This window comes from Streptomyces mutomycini (genome assembly GCF_001700505.1).
GTDB classification, from domain to species: Bacteria; Actinomycetota; Actinomycetes; order Streptomycetales; family Streptomycetaceae; genus Streptomyces; species Streptomyces mutomycini.
In genome coordinates this window covers 1-16,802 of the sequence record NZ_MAPV01000108.1, presented here as the reverse complement: position 1 = coordinate 16,802, position 16,802 = coordinate 1, and the positions used below count along the sequence as shown (strand labels likewise).

Genomic DNA, 16,802 nt, shown 5'->3' with positions numbered 1-16,802 from the left:
CGACGTCAGGCTGTCAGGGTCCGAGGTGAGAACCGCCCCTGGGGAGTACGTGCACATGTTCGGCCGTTGGCTAGGCAGCAGAGCGAAGTCCGGCAGCGCACGGAACGATGCCCCCGCCGGGCTCCCGCTGCCGCACAACGCGGGGATGCTGAGCTGCCGAGTGCTGGACCCCGTCTCCGAGCCCGTGCAGCAGGCCGATTTCGTCGTCACCGACAGCACGGGCCGCAAGGTCGTCGGCGGGGAGACGGATCCTTTCGGGAACGTGGTCGCCACCGTCCCTGCGGGCGAATACCGTCTGGGCGTCACGGCCGAGGGCTTCACTCCCTTCCACGGTCCGGTCACCGTCGCTCAGGGCGGTCACGCCGGCCTCGGCGACGTCTCCCTCCAGGTGGCCCTGCCCCCGCAGCTTCCCGACCCCGGTGAGTGGGAGATCGAGCCGTCGCACACCCAGATCGGGTTCACGGCGCGTCACATCGGAATGGCCCGCATCCACGGCAGGTTCAACACCTTCGCCGGTGCCGTGCGGATCGCCGACCGCATGGAGGACTCCGCCATGCACGTCGTCATCGACGCCTCGTCGATCGACACGAACGTCCAGATGCGTGACGACCACCTGCGGTCCGGCGACTTCCTCGACGTCGAGCGCTATCCGACCCTCGAGTTCTACAGCGATCGCTTCGTCCACCGCGGCGGCACCCGCTGGGGCGTCACCGGCGCGCTCACCCTGCACGGGGTGAGCCGCACCGTCACGCTGGACACCCAGTACCTCGGTCTGGGCAACGGCCTGGAGGGCGAGACCCGGGCAGCCTGCCGGGCGACCACCGAGCTGCACCGCGAGGACTTCACGCTCACCTGGCAGACGATGCTGGCGCGCGGCATCGCAGTGGTCGGCCCGAGCATCAAGATCGAGATGGACATCCAGATCATCCCCAAGGGCTGACACCACTCGGCATACCGGCCGCGCGGCTGCCGCCCGCGCGTGCCGCCCGCGCGTGCCGCCCGCGCGCACCGGCCGTGCGCACCGGCCGTGCGCACCGGCCGTGCGCACCGGCCGTGCGCACCGCCCGTGCGCACCGGCCGTGCGTGCCGCGCACCGCGTACCGGCCGCGCGTGCCGCACCCCTACGGCACCTCCAGCCACCCCTCGTACTCCGCGGCGAACGCGTCGAGCGCCGCGGAGTCCAGCCGTGCGGCCGGGTCCTCCACCACCACCAGCCACTGTGCGTCCTCGGCGTCGTCCTCGCCGGCCAGGGCATCCCGTACGAGCTGGGGCTCCTCGGTGACCCCGAACCGGTCGGGCAGCTCACCGGCGACTTCTTCGGCCGTGTCGCGGTCGGGCAGCACCAGTACATGTCTCACGTCGCTCACCCGGTCATTCTCCGGTACGCCCCGGCGTGGGATACGCGGGGTCGGCTGCCCCGCAGCGTTGTCACAGGGTCGTGGGATGCTGGACCGCGATGGCCACCAGACGCAGTTCCACCGACGACCCGCTCGCCCCCGTCACCCTTGCCGTGGGCCAGGAGGACCTGCTCCTGGACCGGGCCGTGCGGCATGTGGTGGCTGCGGCCCGGGCCTCCGACGCCGACACCGACGTCCGCGACCTCACCCCGGACCAGCTGCAGCCCGGCACGCTCGCCGAGCTCACCAGCCCCTCGCTCTTCGCCGAGCGCAAGGTGGTGATCGTGCGCGACGCGCAGGACCTGTCCGCCGACACCGTCAAGGACGTCAAGGCGTACCTGGGTGCCCCGGCCGAGGAGATCACCCTGGTGCTCCTGCACGCGGGCGGGGCCAAGGGCAAGGGCCTGCTGGACGCGGTGCGGAAGGCGGGCGCGCGTGAGGTGGCGTGTCCCAGGACCACCAAGCCGGCCGAGCGGCTGTCCTTCGTACGGTCGGAGTTCCGGGCGCTAGGACGCTCGGCGACCCCGGAGGCGTGCCAGGCGCTGGTGGACTCCATCGGCAGTGATCTGCGGGAGCTGGCGAGCGCGGCCTCTCAGCTGGCCGCGGATGTCGAGGGCACCATCGACGAAGCGGTCGTCGGCCGCTACTACACGGGCCGGGCGGAGGCATCCTCCTTCACCGTCGCCGACCGCGCGGTCGAGGGCCGGGCAGCGGAGGCGCTGGAGGCTCTGCGGTGGTCGCTGTCCACCGGCGTCGCCCCCGTCCTGATCACCAGCGCCCTCGCCCAGGGTGTCCGGGCGATCGGCAAGCTCTCCTCGGCCCGGGGCGGCCGGCCCGCCGACCTGGCCAGGGAGCTCGGCATGCCGCCCTGGAAGATCGACCGGGTCCGCCAGCAGATGCGCGGATGGACGCCGGACGGAGTGGCCGCCGCACTGATCGCGGTCGCGGCGGCCGACGCCGGTGTGAAGGGCGGCGGGGACGATCCCGAGTACGCCCTGGAGAAGGCGGTGGTCGCCGTAGCCCGCGCGGCACGCTCCGGCGGACGCTGAGCCCCGCGGCCCGGCCCAGCCCTTCGCACCAGCGCCCCCGCACCGGGCCCCCGCACCGACAGAGGGTCCCGCACCAGCGCCCCCGGACCCCCGGAGAGGGCCGAGCACGAAGACCCCGGCCGTCGTCCTGGGGAGGACACGGCCGGGGTCTTCGGATCATGCTGTGTGCGCCGCACCCGCGTGGCGAACGCAGGTTCGGTGTGCGGCGCGAGGTGCCGGTCAGGAGCGGGAGAGAGGGCCCGCTGAGTCCGTTCCGGCGATCACATCAGTAGTTCAGCCCTGGAGGGCGGCAACCTTGAGAGCCAGCGCCGACTTCTTGTTGGCGGCGGCGTTCTTGTGGATGACACCCTTCGAGACGGCCTTGTCGAGCTGGCGGGAGGCGTCACGGACGGCCACAGTGGCCTTCTCGACGTCACCGGCAGCGGCAGCCTCACGGGCCTTGCGGATCGAGGTCTTGAGCGAGGACTTGACGGCCTTGTTGCGCAGGCGCGCCTTCTCGTTCGTCTTGTTCCGCTTGATCTGGGACTTGATGTTCGCCACGAAAGAGCCTTTTCAGGTTCGTTGGATCTTCTATGTGCGCCACGCCGCTTCTGAGGGCCACGAGGCACAGCTGCCCACGGTAGCAGTCACCCTCGGACCGGCCCAAACCGGTCCCGGTCCCGCAGGCGTGGGACGATGGAGGCTACGTATCGATCCGTCCGACCCGACATCGACCCGAGACACGGCGTCCGGCGTCTCAAGAATCAGGACCCTGCGTGCCCGCGACTCCTACCAACGTGCCCGAGCCGAGCCGTACAGACCCGGCGCTGATCCGCAACTTCTGCATCATCGCGCACATCGACCACGGCAAGTCGACCCTTGCCGACCGGATGCTCCAGCTGACGGGAGTGGTCGACCAGCGGCAGATGCGCGCCCAGTACCTCGACCGGATGGACATCGAGCGCGAGCGCGGCATCACCATCAAGTCCCAGGCGGTGCGGCTGCCGTGGGCGCCCACCGAGGGTGAGGACAAGGGGGCGACCCACGTCCTCAACATGATCGACACCCCGGGCCACGTGGACTTCACCTACGAGGTCTCCCGTTCCCTGGCCGCGTGCGAGGGCACCGTCCTCCTGGTCGACGCGGCCCAGGGCATCGAGGCGCAGACGCTGGCCAACCTCTACCTGGCGATGGAGAACGACCTCACCATCGTCCCGGTGCTCAACAAGATCGACCTGCCGGCCGCGCAGCCGGAGAAGTTCTCCGAGGAGCTGGCCAACCTCATCGGCTGCCAGCCCGAGGACGTCCTCAAGGTCTCGGCGAAGACCGGCGTCGGTGTGGACGCACTGCTCAACCGGGTCGTCCGGGACGTCCCGGCCCCGGTCGGCCGGGCGGACGCCGCCGCCCGCGCGATGATCTTCGACTCGGTCTACGACGCGTACCGCGGTGTCGTCACCTACGTCAGGGTCGTCGACGGCCAGCTCAACAAGCGCGAGCGCATCAAGATGATGTCGACGGGCGCCACCCACGAACTGCTGGAGATCGGTGTCTCCTCCCCGGAGATGACCCCGTCCGACGGCATCGGCGTGGGCGAGGTCGGCTACATCATCACCGGCGTGAAGGACGTCCGGCAGTCCAAGGTCGGTGACACCATCACCTCCCTGAACAAGGGGGCGACCGAGGCTCTGGGCGGGTACAAGGACCCCAAGCCGATGGTGTTCTCGGGGCTCTACCCGCTGGACGGCTCGGACTACCCGGACCTCCGCGAGGCCCTGGACAAGCTCCAGCTCAACGACGCCGCCCTGGTGTACGAGCCCGAGACCTCGGCCGCGCTCGGCTTCGGCTTCCGCGTCGGCTTCCTCGGCCTGCTGCACCTCGACGTGGTCCGCGAGCGCCTCGAGCGCGAATTCGGTCTGGAGCTCATCGCCACCGCCCCCAACGTGGTCTACCGCGTGGAGATGGAGGACGGTGCGGAGCACATCGTCACCAACCCGAGCGAGTTCCCCGAGGGCAAGATCGACAAGGTGCACGAGCCGGTCGTGAGGGCCACGGTCCTGGCGCCCAGCGAGTTCATCGGCGCGATCATGGAGCTGTGCCAGAACCGGCGCGGCACCCTGCTCGGCATGGACTACCTCTCCGAGGACCGGGTGGAGATCCGCTACACCCTGCCGCTCGCCGAGATCGTCTTCGACTTCTTCGACCAGCTGAAGTCGAAGACCCGCGGTTACGCCTCCCTCGACTACGAGCCCACGGGCGAGCAGTCCGCGCAGCTCGTCAAGGTCGACATCCTGCTGCACGGCGACAAGGTCGACGCCTTCTCGGCGGTCACGCACAAGGACAAGGCGTACGCGTACGGCGTCCGGCTCGTCGCCAAGCTGCAGAAGCTCATCCCCCGGCAGAACTTCGAGGTGCCGATCCAGGCGGCCATCGGTTCCCGGGTCATCGCCCGTGAGACCGTCCGCGCCATCCGCAAGGACGTCCTCGCCAAGTGCTACGGCGGTGACATCTCCCGTAAGCGGAAGCTGCTGGAGAAGCAGAAGGAAGGCAAGAAGCGGATGAAGATGGTCGGCAACGTGGAGGTGCCGCAGGACGCGTTCATCACCGTCCTGTCGACCGACGATTCCGCCGGCGAGGCCAAGGGCAAGAAGTAGCGCGTGCCCTTCCCGCCCGGGTCCACCCGGGAGTGCGTCCTCGGACGTACCCGGGAGTAGCCCAACGGGCCCCTGTGCCGCGGACGTCCGCGGCACAGGGGCCCGGTTCGTTATCAAGCGGCGGCCTGTTGCCCCTTACGCGACGGTCCCACGCGCTCTACTCTGATCACCACCCGTTAGTTACTCGCCAGTTAAACAAGGAGGCCGAGCGGGAACGAGAAGCAGGACAGCCAAGCAGCAGCATCCATAAGCCGGTCGTAGCAATGCCGCAGGCCCGGAGGACGTCGTGAGCGACACACAGACCTTGATCGATAGCCGACCGCCCTCCGTGGCGACTCTCTTCATCGACCGCGTGGCGGCCACCCCGGACGGGGAGGCGTACCGCTATCCGGTGCCGGCCGCGTCGGGCCAGGGCCCGGACGACTGGAAGTCGCTCAGCTGGGCGCAGGCCGCCGAGCGGGTCCACGCCATCTCGGCCGGTCTGATCGCACTGGGTGTCCTGCCGGAGGAGCGAGTCGCGCTCGCCTCGTCCACCCGCGTCGAGTGGATCCTCGCCGACCTCGGCGTGATGTGCGCGGGGGCGGCGACCACGACGATCTATCCCTCCACGAACACCGAGGAGTCCGCCTTCATCCTGGCCGACTCCGACAGCCGCGTCCTGATCGCCGAGGACGCCGCCCAGCTGGCGAAGGCCCGGGCGAACAGGGCCGAGCTGCCCGAGCTGGCGCATGTCGTCGTCATCGACCCGGCCGGCGTCGAGCCCGCCGAGGGTGACCCCGAGGGCTGGATCCTCACCCTGGCCGAGCTCGAGGCCCGCGGCGCCGAACACCTGGTGAAGAATCCGGACGCGGTCACCGACCGGGTCGCCGCGATCACCCCGGACCAGCTGGCTACCCTGATCTACACCTCGGGCACCACCGGCCGTCCCAAGGGTGTGCGCCTGCCGCACGACAACTGGTCGTACATGGCCAGGGCGACCGTGGCGACCGGGCTGATCACCGCGGACGACGTCCAGTACCTCTGGCTGCCGCTCGCGCACGTCTTCGGCAAGGTGCTCACGTCCGGCCAGATCGAGGTCGGTCACGTCACGGCCGTCGACGGCCGTGTCGACAAGATCATCGAGAACCTTCCGGTGGTACAGCCGACCTACATGGCGGCCGTCCCCCGCATCTTCGAGAAGGTCTACAACGGGGTCGCGGCCAAGGCACGGGCCGGCGGCGGCGCCAAGTACAAGATCTTCCAGTGGGCGGCCGGCGTCGCCCGCGAGTACGCCACGGTGTCGCAGGACAACTTCCGCCGCACGGGCAAGGCCTCAGTGCCGTTCGCGCTGGGCGCCAAGCACAAGGTCGCCGACACTCTCGTCTTCGCGAAGATCCGCGAGGCCTTCGGCGGACGGCTCCGCGCCTGCATCTCCGGCTCGGCCGCACTCGCCCCCGACATCGGCCTCTTCTTCTCCGGAGCGGGCATCCACATCCTGGAGGGCTACGGGCTCACCGAGTCCAGCGCCGCCTCCTTCGTCAACCCGGGCGAGGCATACCGCACCGGCACCGTCGGCAAGCCGCTCCCCGGCACCGAGGTCCGGATCGCCGACGACGGTGAGATCCTGCTGCGCGGCCCCGGCCTGATGGAGGGCTACCACCGGCTGCCCGAGAAGACCGCGGAGGTGCTGGAGTCCGACGGCTGGTTCCACACCGGCGACATCGGCGAGCTCTCCGAGGACGGCTATCTGCGGATCACGGACCGCAAGAAGGACCTGATCAAGACGTCCGGCGGCAAGTACATCGCCCCGGCGGAGGTCGAGGGGCAGTTCAAGGCGGTGTGCCCGTTCGTCTCCAACATTCTGGTGCACGGCGCGGACCGTAACTTCTGCACCGCCCTCATCTCGCTCGACGAGCCGACCATCCTCGGCTGGGCGGAGGAGAACGGACTGGGTGGCAAGCCCTACGCCGACGTCGTGGCGTCCCCGCAGGCCGTGGAGCTCATCGAGGGCTATGTGAAGCGGCTCAACGAGGGGCTGCAGCGCTGGCAGACCATCAAGAAGTTCCGGCTCCTGCCGCGCGACCTCGACATCGAGCACGGAGAGCTGACCCCCAGCCTCAAGCTGAAGCGGCCGGTCGTCGAGCGCGAGTACAAGGACCTCATCGACGACATGTACGCGGGCTCCCGCGAGGCGTGAGCGCCGGGGAACGGTTCCGGGCCGGGGCCGGTGGGTGCGCGAGCACCCGCCGGCCCCGGCCCGTTTCTGCCCGGCCCCGGGGAGTTCCGTCACTCGGCGCCTGTGGGAACGCCCGGTCTGCCACTCTGTCGGGATACGTCAGCGGCGTTTCGCGAGACTGTCAGGAGCCGCACCGTGGGGCCCATTCCCTTGCAGCGGGACATCGTCCAGCGTCCCGGCACCGGCGTCGCCGGTCAGGGCGACGGCCATCCGGTCGCCCGCACGAGCCTGCCCGGCATCCCGCAGGCCTCGGCCGCGGCCCGCCGGTTCGTCCGGGCGGCGCTCGCCGACTGGACCGGGCTCGGCCTGCCGGCCGCCGGTGAGTTCGGCGAACGGCTCACCGACGACGCGCTGACCGTGGCCAGCGAACTGGTCACCAACGCGGTCGTGCACGCAGGGACGACGGTCGAGCTGCTCCTCCGGCTGGAGGACTCCGCAGGACCCGGGCCCGCCGCGCTGGTGCTGGAGATCACCGACCACCATCCCGCCCGGTCGGTGCGCGACGGCCGGACCGAACGGCCCGACCCCGCCGAATACGGCCGGGGGCTGCAGCTCGTCGCCACCCTCGCCGAATCCTGGGGCATCACCTACCGTACGGGCCTCAAGACCGTCTGGGCCCGCCTCCCCGGCGACGACCGCTGCCAACCGCCCGACGCCCCGGACGGCGACGACGACGCCCGCAGGCGTGACCGTCATGCCGGAGCGGCCCTCACCCCACCGGACGGGCGCGGTGTGCGCGACGACGCGGGCTGGGCCGGGCGCGGAGGCCTCTCCTTCCTCGCGGAGGCCTCCGGCCTCCTCGCGGGCCAGCTCGACGAGGACCTGGTGGCATCGACGGCGGGCCCGCTCCTGGTCCCCAGGCTCGCCGACTGGTGCGCCATATGGCTGGAGGGCGAAGGCGCCGGCCCGGCGGCCGTCCCCCGGCTCGCCGGTGTCTGGCACCGCGACGAGGCAGGGGCGGAGCTGCTGCGCCCCGCGCTGCAGATGGAGCCGCTCCGCTTACCCGGCAGCGTCGGTACCGGACCTGTGCCGATGCCGTGGCCCCCAGGCGCCACGGCGGAGCGAGGGCATGTCACGGGCGCCGCGCTCGCGCACCGCATGACCTCGGGCGGGCGCACGCTCGGCGCCGTCCTCGTGGGCCGCGAGGGCACCGACCACATCCCCGACACGGTCGCCGCGCTCCTCGCGGACTTCGTGCGCCGCGTCGGGCTCGCCGTGGGAGCCGCCCGCGCCTACACCCGCCAGGCCACCATCAGCCGCATCCTGCAGCGCGGCCTGCTGCCCAGCAAGGTCGCCGACATACCCGGGGTCACCAGCGCGCTGGTGTACGAACCGGGGGACGACGGTGTGGTCGGCGGCGACTTCTACGACCTCTTCCCGTGCCCCGGCGGCCGCTGGTGCTTCGTGCTCGGCGACGTCCAGGGCAGCGGCCCGGAAGCAGCCGTCGTCACCGGTCTCGCCCGGCCCTGGCTGCGCCTGCTGTCCCGGGAGGGCTACCGAGTCGGCGAGGTCCTCGACCGGCTCAACCGGCTCCTCCTGGACGACGCCATGGAGGCGGCCGAGGCAGCCGCCCTGATGATCGCCGCGGCGGGTGGCCAGCAGCTCCAGGGCGGCGAGCAGATGCAGGACGGCTCCCAGTCCCGCTTCCTCTCCCTGCTGTACGGCGACCTCGTGCCCCTGCCGGGCGGCGGCGTGCGCTGCACCGTGGCCAGCGCCGGCCATCCGCTCCCGCTGCTGCTGCGCCCCGACGGTTCCGTACGCCCGGCGGCCGAGCCCCAGGTGCTGCTCGGAGTCGTCGAGGACGTGGCGTACGGGAGCCAGAGCTTCGACCTGGCGCCCGGCGACAGCCTTCTCTGCGTCACCGACGGGGTGACGGAACGGCGCTCGGGACGGCTGATGTTCGACGACGACGACGGCCTCGCGCGGGTCCTGGCAGGCTGCGCGGGGCTTTCGGCCGCCGGCACGGCGGACCGGATCAAGCAGGCCGTCCACGCCTTCGCCGAGCGCCCGCCCGACGACGACCTGGCCCTCATGGTCATCCAGGTGGACTGAGACCGGACCCGGCCCGGATGTGCGGGGGAGCTCCGCCGGCGAGTGACAATGGACGGTATGCCTTCCGTACTGCCCGATGGTGAGCCCGTGCCCGACGACGGGGCGCTGCCCCGTCATGCCCTGGAAGGCGCCTGGGGCCGGCCGCTCGGCTTCTACCTGCACGTGCCCTACTGCGCCACCCGCTGCGGCTACTGCGACTTCAACACCTACACGGCGACCGAGCTGCGCGGTTCCGGCGGTGCCCTGGCGTCCCGGGACAACTACGCGGCCCATCTCGTCGAGGAGGTCCGCCAGGCCCGCAAGGTCCTCGGCGACGACCCCCGCCCCGTCCGCACGGTCTTCGTCGGCGGAGGTACGCCGACGCTGCTGCCCGCGGCCGACCTCGTCCGGATGCTCGCGGCGATCCGTGAGGAGTTCGGGCTCGCGGAGAACGCCGAGATCACCACGGAGGCCAATCCGGAGTCCGTCGATCCGGCCTATCTCACGGCGCTGCGTGAGGGCGGCTTCAACCGCGTCTCCTTCGGTATGCAGAGCGCCCGGCAGCACGTCCTGAAGATCCTGGACCGCACCCACACGCCCGGCAGGCCCGAGGCGTGCGTCGCCGAGGCCCGTGCGGCCGGCTTCGAGCACGTCAACCTCGACCTGATCTACGGCACCCCGGGAGAGTCCGACGACGACTGGCGGGCCTCCCTCGACGCGGCGATCGGCGCCGGACCCGACCATGTGTCGGCGTACGCGCTGATCGTGGAGGAGGGGACCCAGCTCGCCCGCCGCATCCGCCGGGGCGAGGTCCCGATGACCGACGACGACGTCCACGCCGACCGTTATCTGATCGCCGACGAGGCGATGGCGGCGGCCGGCTTCTCCTGGTACGAGGTGTCGAACTGGTCCCGCACCCCCGAGGGCCGCTGCCTGCACAACGAGCTGTACTGGCGCGGTGCCGACTGGTGGGGCGCCGGACCCGGGGCGCACAGCCACGTCGGCGGGGTGCGCTGGTGGAACGTCAAGCACCCCGGGGCCTACGCGCAGGCCCTGGCCGAGGGCCGCTCGCCCGGCGCCGGCCGTGAGGTGCTCGGTGAGGAGGACCGGCGGGTCGAGCGCATCCTGCTGGAACTGAGACTCGTCGAGGGCTGCCCGCTGTCGCTGCTCGCCCCCGCGGGCCTGGCGGCGGCCGGCCGCGCGGTCGCGGACGGGCTGCTGGAGCCCGGGCCGTACGACGAGGGGCGCGCCGTCCTCACGCTGCGGGGCAGGCTGCTGGCCGACGCCGTGGTGCGGGACCTGGTGGACTGAGGGCGCCACCGGGTCCCGCAGGGCCCCCGTCAGGCGGGAAGGGTGACGAAGTCGATCAGTTCCTCGACACGGCCCAGCAGTTGCGGTTCCAGGTCCTTGTACGAGCCGACCCTGGAAAGAATGTGCTGCCAGGCCGCGCCCGTGTTCTCCGGCCAGCCGAGCGCTCGGCACACGCCCGTCTTCCAGTCCTGCCCACGCGGTACCACCGGCCACCCGGGGATACCCACGGACGACGGCTTCACGGCCTCCCAGACATCGATGTACGGATGTCCCACCACCAGCACGTGCGCGTCGGTGACCTGGGCGGCGATCCGGGACTCCTTCGAACCGGGCACCAGGTGGTCGACCAGGACACCGAGCCGGGCGTCCGGACCCGGCCCGAACTCCCGCACGATCGCGGGGAGGTCGTCGACGCCCTCCAGGTACTCCACCACCACGCCCTCGATGCGCAGGTCGTCGCCCCAGACCCGCTCGACGAGCTCGGCGTCGTGCCGCCCCTCCACATAGATGCGCCCCGCCCGCGCCACGCGTGCCCGCGCGCCGGGGACCGCCACCGAACCGGAGGCCGTACGCGAGGGGCGGACGGGACCGCCCGCCGACGGACGTACGAGGGTGACCACCCTGCCCTCCAGCAGGAAGCCGCGCTGAGCCATCGGGAACACCCGGTGCTTGCCGAAGCGGTCCTCCAACGTGACCGTCGGCCCCTCAGCCGTCTTCTCGCACCGGATCACCGCCCCGCAGAAACCGGTGACGGCCTCCTCGACGACCAGATCGGGTTCCGCGGGGACCTCGGGGGCGGGGGCGGACTTCTTCCACGGCGGAGTCAGATCCGGCTGGTAGCTGCGCATGGCACGACGATAAACGGGGCCCCTTCACGACACGCCGAAGCGGACGGCCAGGTGATCACGCTGCGCCCGTACGAACGCCGCGTCCACCACCGCCCCGTGCCCCGGCACGTACAGCGCGTCCTCGCCGCCCAGCTCCAGCAGCCGGTCCAGCGCCGCCGGCCAGTGCGAGGGAACCGAGTCCCGGCCCGCCTGCGGCTCGCCGGACTCCTCGACGAGGTCACCGCAGAGCACCACGACGGGGGAGCCCGGCACCAGCACCGCGAGGTCATGACCGCTGTGTCCGGGGCCCACATTGGCCAGCAGCACCTGGAATCCGCCGCCGAGGTCGAGCGTCCACTCGCCGCTCACCTGATGCCGAGGGGCCACCAGGGCGTCCGTCGCCGCCGTGGCGTCGGCCTCACTCATCCCGTGCCGCAGCGCGTCCGCGCGCAGCTCCTCGGCACCCCGCCCCAGCAGATCCGCCGTGCCGACCGCCCCGTAGACCTCCGCCCCGGAGAAGGCGGCGGTGCCCAGCACATGGTCGAAGTGCGGATGACTCAATGCGATATGCGTCACCCTCCGGCCCAGCATTCCCTCCGCCTGGGTCCGCAGCTCGACACCCTCACGGAGCGTCGAACCGGTGTCGTAGAGCAGCACGCCGTCCGCCCCGGCCACCAGTGCGGCGGTCGCGTCCCAGACGGGAAGGCGTCGCCGCCCCGTACCGTTGCCCAACCGCTCCCAGCCGAACTCTTCCCAAGAGACGTCCATACGACGACGCTATCGGCAACGACCTGCGCAGTCCCGCGAGGGCGTGGCCGCTCGGCCTTGCCCCGGGGCCACCCTCCCCCCGTACACTGACCGGGGGGATTGCTGGCACTCGAACGCACAGAGTGCCAGGCAGACGCCGGAGAACCACAGCTGGAGGTGTGCGCGGTGCTCAGTGAACGCAGACTCGAAGTGCTGCGCGCCATCGTTCAGGACTATGTCGGCACCGAGGAGCCCGTCGGCTCCAAGGCGCTCACGGAGCGGCACAGCCTCGGGGTCTCCCCGGCGACCGTCCGCAACGACATGGCGGTGCTGGAGGACGAGGGTTTCATCGCCCAGCCGCACACGAGTGCGGGCCGTATTCCGACGGACAAGGGCTACCGTCTCTTCGTCGACAAGCTCGCGGGCGTCAAGCCCCTGTCGTCGCCGGAGCGCCGGGCCATCCAGAACTTCCTCGACGGCGCGGTCGACCTCGACGACGTCGTGGGCCGCACGGTCCGGCTGCTCGCGCAGCTGACCAGGCAGGTCGCCGTCGTGCAGTATCCCTCTCTGACCCGGTCGACGGTCCGGCACGTGGAGTTGCTGTCACTGGCTCCGGCCCGGCTGATGCTCGTGCTGATCACGGACACGGGCCGGGTCGAACAACGTATGATCGACTGCCCTGCCCCCTTCGGTGACATGTCGCTGGCCGATCTGCGGGCCCGGCTCAACAGCCGGGTCGTGGGACGACGCTTCGCGGACGTACCGCGGCTGGTGCAGGACCTGCCGGAGTCCTTCGAGGCCGAGGACAGGGGAACCGTGTCGACGGTGCTCTCCGTCCTTCTCGATACCCTGGTCGAAGAGACGGAGGAGCGGCTGATCATCGGCGGCACCTCCAACCTCACCCGCTTCGGGCACGACTTCCCCGTGATGATCCGGCCGGTGCTGGAGGCATTGGAGGAGCAGGTCGTGCTGTTGAAGCTGCTCGGTGAGGCGACGGATTCGGGCATGACCGTACGGATCGGGCACGAGAACGCCCACGAGGGCCTCAACTCCACGTCCGTCGTCGCGGTCGGCTACGGTTCGGGCGACGAGGCAGTCGCCAAACTCGGCGTGGTCGGACCGACCCGCATGGACTACCCCGGAACGATGGGAGCGGTACGCGCAGTGGCACGTTACGTCGGACAGATCCTGGCGGAGTCGTAAGTGGCCACGGACTACTACGCCGTACTAGGCGTACGCCGCGACGCATCCCAGGACGAGATCAAGAAGGCATTCCGTCGGCTCGCCCGCGAGCTGCACCCGGATGTCAACCCGGATCCGAAGACCCAGGAGCGGTTCAAGGAGATCAACGCCGCTTACGAGGTTCTCTCGGACGCGCAGAAGAAGCAGGTCTACGACCTCGGCGGCGACCCGCTGTCCGCCTCGGGCGGCGGCGGTGGCGCCGGAGGGTTCGGAGCCGGCGGCTTCGGCAACTTCAGCGACATCATGGACGCGTTCTTCGGCACGGCGTCGCAGCGCGGACCCCGTTCGCGCACCCGGCGCGGCCAGGACGCGATGATCCGGCTGGAGATCGACCTCTCCGAGGCGGCCTTCGGCACGACCAAGGACATCCAGGTCGACACGGCGGTCGTCTGTACGACCTGCAGTGGCGAGGGCGCCGCACCCGGCACCTCCGCGCAGACCTGTGACATGTGCCGCGGCCGTGGCGAGGTCTCCCAGGTCACCAGGTCCTTCCTCGGCCAGGTCATGACCTCCCGGCCCTGCCCGCAGTGCCAGGGCTTCGGCACGGTCGTCCCGACCCCGTGCCCCGAGTGCGCCGGTGACGGCCGCATCCGCTCGCGGCGCACCCTCACCGTGAAGATCCCGGCCGGTGTGGACAACGGCACCCGGATCCAGCTCGCGGGCGAGGGCGAGGTCGGCCCCGGCGGCGGCCCCGCCGGCGACCTGTACGTCGAGATCCACGAGCTCCCCCACGCCGTGTTCCAGCGGCGCGGTGACGATCTGCACTGTACGGTCACCATCCCGATGACGGCGGCGGCCCTCGGCACCCAGGTGCCGCTGGAGACGCTGGACGGCCTGGAGGAGATCGACATCAGGCCGGGCACCCAGTCCGGCCAGTCGGTCCCGCTGCACGGGCGCGGCATCACGCATCTGCGCGGTGGCGGGCGCGGGGACCTGATCGTGCACGTCGAGGTGCTGACCCCGACGAAGATGGACCCCGAGCAGGAGCGCCTCCTGCGGGAGCTGGCCAAGCTGCGCGGCGAGGAGCGGCCCACCGGGCAGTTCCAGCCGGGTCAGCAGGGACTCTTCTCCCGGCTGAAGGACGCCTTCAACGGCCGCTGAACCCTGTCACCGCACCGCCCGCCGGTCCCGTACCGGCGGGCGGTGCCGTGTGTACGGGGCCCGTCCGCAGGGTGCAAGCGCTGATTCGGCACGATCCGCCGGACGTGGCACGATGCGGTCATGTCCTTGGCGCTGACCGCTCTCTGCCGGTACCCGATCGTGCAGGCCCCGATGGCGGGCGGCGCCTCCCGGCCGGAGCTGGCCGCCGCCGTGGCCGAGGCCGGAGGGCTCGGATTCCTCGCCGCCGGCTACAAGTCGGCGGACGGGATGTACAACGAGGTCAAGCGGCTCCGGCTGCTGACCGGTCTCCCCTTCGGCGTCAACCTCTTCATGCCGCAGCCGCCGGTCTCCGACCCCGGCGCCGTCGAGGTCTACCGCCACCGGCTCGCGGGCGAGGCAGCCTCGTACGAGACCCCTCTCGGCGACCCGGACGCCGGCGGGGACGACGGTTACGAGGACAAGGTCGCGATCCTGCTGGAGGACCCCGTGCCCGTGGTCTCCTTCACCTTCGGCTGCCCCACACGGGAGGTGCTCGACGCGTTCGCCGCCGCCGGCACGCTCACCGTCGTCACGGTCACCTCACCGCAGGAGGCGCTGAACGCCCAGCGGTCGGGTGCCGGCGCCCTCTGCGTCCAGGGCGCCGAAGCGGGCGGCCACCAGTCCACGCACCACGACGACCCGGAGGCCGGCCTCACCGGCACAGGGCTGATCGCCCTGATCTCCGAGGTCCGCGAGTCCGTGCGGCTGCCGGTCCTCGCGGCAGGCGGGCTGATGCGCGGCTCGCAGATCACAGCGGTGCTGGCCGCCGGGGCCGACGCGGCACAGCTCGGTACGGCGTTCCTGCCCTGTCCGGAGTCCGGGGCGCACCCGCTGCACAAGCAGGCCCTGACCGACCCGCTGTTCGTGACCACCGCCCTGACCCGCGCCTTCTCCGGACGCCCCGCGCGCGGGCTGGTCAACCGGTTCGTACGGGAGCACGGCCCGTACGCCCCCGCCGCCTACCCGCAGGTGCACCAGCTGACCAGCGGACTGCGCAGGGCCGCCGCCGTGGCCGGGGACGCCCAGGGCATGGCCCTGTGGGCGGGTCAGGGACACCGGATGGCACGCGAGCTGCCCGCCGGGGAACTCGTGGGCCTGCTCGCCGCCGAAATGGAAGCCGCGCGTGCGGCAGTGAGTGTGAGGAGTGCCCAGTGACGGCACCGGTCTTCGTCGTCGAACAGATGCCCAGCGGACCGGAGTTCGTCCTGGACGGACCCGAGGGACGGCACGCCGTCTCCGTGAAGCGGCTGAACCCCGGGGAGGACGTCGTCCTGACCGACGGGCGGGGCCGCTGGGCGGAGGGCGTCGTACGGGCGGCCGAGGGCAAGGACCGGCTCGTGGTCGCCGGCCTCGCAGGCGTCCACGAGGAGCCCGCGCCCGCCCCGTCCATCACCGTCGTCCAGGCCCTGCCCAAGGGCGACCGCGGTGAACTCGCCGTGGAGACGATGACCGAGACGGGCGTCGACGCGATCGTGCCCTGGCAGGCCGCGCGCTGCATCACGCAGTGGAAGGGCGACCGGGGTCTGAAGTCCCTGGCCAAGTGGCGCAGCACAGCGCGTGAGGCGGGCAAGCAGTCGCGCCGGGTGCGCTTCCCCGAGGTGGCGGAGGCCATGACGACCAAGCAGGTCGCCGCCCTGCTGGCCGGGGCGGACTTCGCGGGCGTCCTGCACGAGGACCGGGACAGCGGCAGCGAACCGCTGGCCACCGCCGGACTCCCCGCCCACGGCACCATCGTGCTGGTCGTGGGACCGGAGGGCGGGGTGTCCCCCCAGGAGCTGGCCGCCTTCGCCGAGGCGGGGGCACCGGCCTACCGGCTCGGCCCCAGTGTGCTGCGCACCTCGACCGCCGGGACGGCCGCGGCCGCACTGCTGATGGGACGTACCGGGCGCTGGAGCTGAGAGCCGCCCACCGTGCCCCGGTGCGGCCCGCTAGCATGCCGGTGTACTGATCACGAGGACCGAACGACCGAGGAGGCCGGGCCATGCCGGGAGAGCCGCAGACCGACTGCCTGTTCTGCAAGATCGTTACCGGGGACATCCCGGCGACCATCGTCCGCGAGAGCGAGACGACCGTCGCCTTCCGCGACATAAACCCCCAGGCCCCGACGCACGTCCTGGTCATCCCCAAGGCCCACTACCCGGACGCCGCCTCGCTCGCCGCCGGCGATCCGCAGGCAGCCGCCGACGTGCTGCGCGAGGCGGCGTCCGGGTAGT

14 protein-coding genes and 1 pseudogene are annotated in these 16,802 nt (G+C 71.5%); 11 read left to right on the top strand and 4 right to left on the bottom strand.

Annotated features, from left to right (window positions below):
- The first annotated feature begins 55 nt into the window (after positions 1 to 55).
- The gene (locus BFF76_RS16595; RefSeq protein ID WP_031091858.1) at positions 56 to 940 is read left to right on the top strand and encodes a YceI family protein; all 885 of its coding nucleotides are present in this window, start codon (positions 56 to 58) and stop codon (positions 938 to 940) included.
- Positions 941 to 1,121: 181 nt separating this feature from the next.
- Here the strand turns inward: BFF76_RS16595 and BFF76_RS16590 are convergent, their stop codons facing one another.
- Entirely contained in the window at positions 1,122 to 1,367 is a 246-nt protein-coding gene (locus BFF76_RS16590; RefSeq protein ID WP_053928574.1) for a hypothetical protein, read from the bottom strand.
- Between the two features lie 89 nt (positions 1,368 to 1,456).
- Between BFF76_RS16590 and holA the strand changes: the two genes are divergently transcribed.
- Positions 1,457 to 2,446 (top strand): DNA polymerase III subunit delta, encoded by a 990-nt coding sequence (gene holA, locus BFF76_RS16585; RefSeq protein WP_065848502.1) that lies wholly within the window; start codon positions 1,457 to 1,459, stop codon positions 2,444 to 2,446.
- Positions 2,447 to 2,719: 273 nt separating this feature from the next.
- On the opposite strand, the gene rpsT is transcribed toward holA, so the two are convergent.
- Entirely contained in the window at positions 2,720 to 2,986 is a 267-nt protein-coding gene (rpsT, locus tag BFF76_RS16580) for a 30S ribosomal protein S20 (RefSeq protein WP_014156344.1), read from the bottom strand.
- A gap of 215 nt (positions 2,987 to 3,201) precedes the next feature.
- Here rpsT and lepA point away from each other — a divergent pair, with 215 nt between their 5' ends.
- The 4 genes from lepA (at position 3,202) to hemW (ending at position 10,633) form a co-directional block, all read left to right on the top strand.
- Positions 3,202 to 5,076 carry a translation elongation factor 4 gene (lepA, locus tag BFF76_RS16575; RefSeq protein ID WP_053928572.1) on the top strand — a complete coding sequence of 625 codons (1,875 nt, stop codon included), beginning with the start codon at positions 3,202 to 3,204 and terminating at the stop codon, positions 5,074 to 5,076.
- A gap of 286 nt (positions 5,077 to 5,362) precedes the next feature.
- Positions 5,363 to 7,252, top strand: a complete 1,890-nt coding sequence (locus BFF76_RS16570) for an AMP-dependent synthetase/ligase (protein ID WP_065848501.1) — start codon at positions 5,363 to 5,365, stop codon at positions 7,250 to 7,252.
- 174 nt (positions 7,253 to 7,426) lie between these two features.
- The gene (locus BFF76_RS16565) at positions 7,427 to 9,343 is read left to right on the top strand and encodes an ATP-binding SpoIIE family protein phosphatase (RefSeq protein WP_065848500.1); all 1,917 of its coding nucleotides are present in this window, start codon (positions 7,427 to 7,429) and stop codon (positions 9,341 to 9,343) included.
- A gap of 57 nt (positions 9,344 to 9,400) precedes the next feature.
- Positions 9,401 to 10,633, top strand: coding sequence for a radical SAM family heme chaperone HemW (hemW, locus tag BFF76_RS16560; protein ID WP_065848506.1), 1,233 nt, complete (start codon positions 9,401 to 9,403; stop codon positions 10,631 to 10,633).
- A gap of 29 nt (positions 10,634 to 10,662) precedes the next feature.
- Here hemW and BFF76_RS16555 read toward each other — a convergent pair whose 3' ends face one another.
- Both BFF76_RS16555 and BFF76_RS16550 read right to left on the bottom strand, forming a co-directional pair.
- A complete protein-coding gene (locus BFF76_RS16555) occupies positions 10,663 to 11,481 on the bottom strand; it encodes a DUF3097 domain-containing protein (protein WP_065848499.1) in 819 nt (272 codons plus the stop codon).
- 24 nt (positions 11,482 to 11,505) lie between these two features.
- Positions 11,506 to 12,228, bottom strand: a complete 723-nt coding sequence (locus BFF76_RS16550; protein WP_065848498.1) for an MBL fold metallo-hydrolase — start codon at positions 12,226 to 12,228, stop codon at positions 11,506 to 11,508.
- A 165-nt stretch (positions 12,229 to 12,393) separates the two neighbouring features.
- Here BFF76_RS16550 and hrcA point away from each other — a divergent pair, with 165 nt between their 5' ends.
- The 5 genes and pseudogenes from hrcA to BFF76_RS16525 all read left to right on the top strand — a co-directional run.
- Positions 12,394 to 13,410, top strand: a complete 1,017-nt coding sequence (gene hrcA / locus BFF76_RS16545) for a heat-inducible transcriptional repressor HrcA (RefSeq protein WP_031091835.1) — start codon at positions 12,394 to 12,396, stop codon at positions 13,408 to 13,410.
- A complete protein-coding gene (dnaJ, locus tag BFF76_RS16540; protein WP_031091833.1) occupies positions 13,411 to 14,550 on the top strand; it encodes a molecular chaperone DnaJ in 1,140 nt (379 codons plus the stop codon).
- A gap of 120 nt (positions 14,551 to 14,670) precedes the next feature.
- A complete protein-coding gene (locus tag BFF76_RS16535; RefSeq protein WP_053928570.1) occupies positions 14,671 to 15,744 on the top strand; it encodes a nitronate monooxygenase in 1,074 nt (357 codons plus the stop codon).
- A complete protein-coding gene (locus BFF76_RS16530) occupies positions 15,741 to 16,487 on the top strand; it encodes a 16S rRNA (uracil(1498)-N(3))-methyltransferase (RefSeq protein WP_031091826.1) in 747 nt (248 codons plus the stop codon). The genes BFF76_RS16535 and BFF76_RS16530 overlap by 4 nt, the downstream gene beginning before the upstream one ends.
- An 83-nt stretch (positions 16,488 to 16,570) precedes the next feature.
- Positions 16,571 to 16,789: pseudogene (locus BFF76_RS16525) on the top strand (HIT domain-containing protein); the annotation flags it as partial.
- Positions 16,790 to 16,802 lie beyond the last annotated feature (13 nt).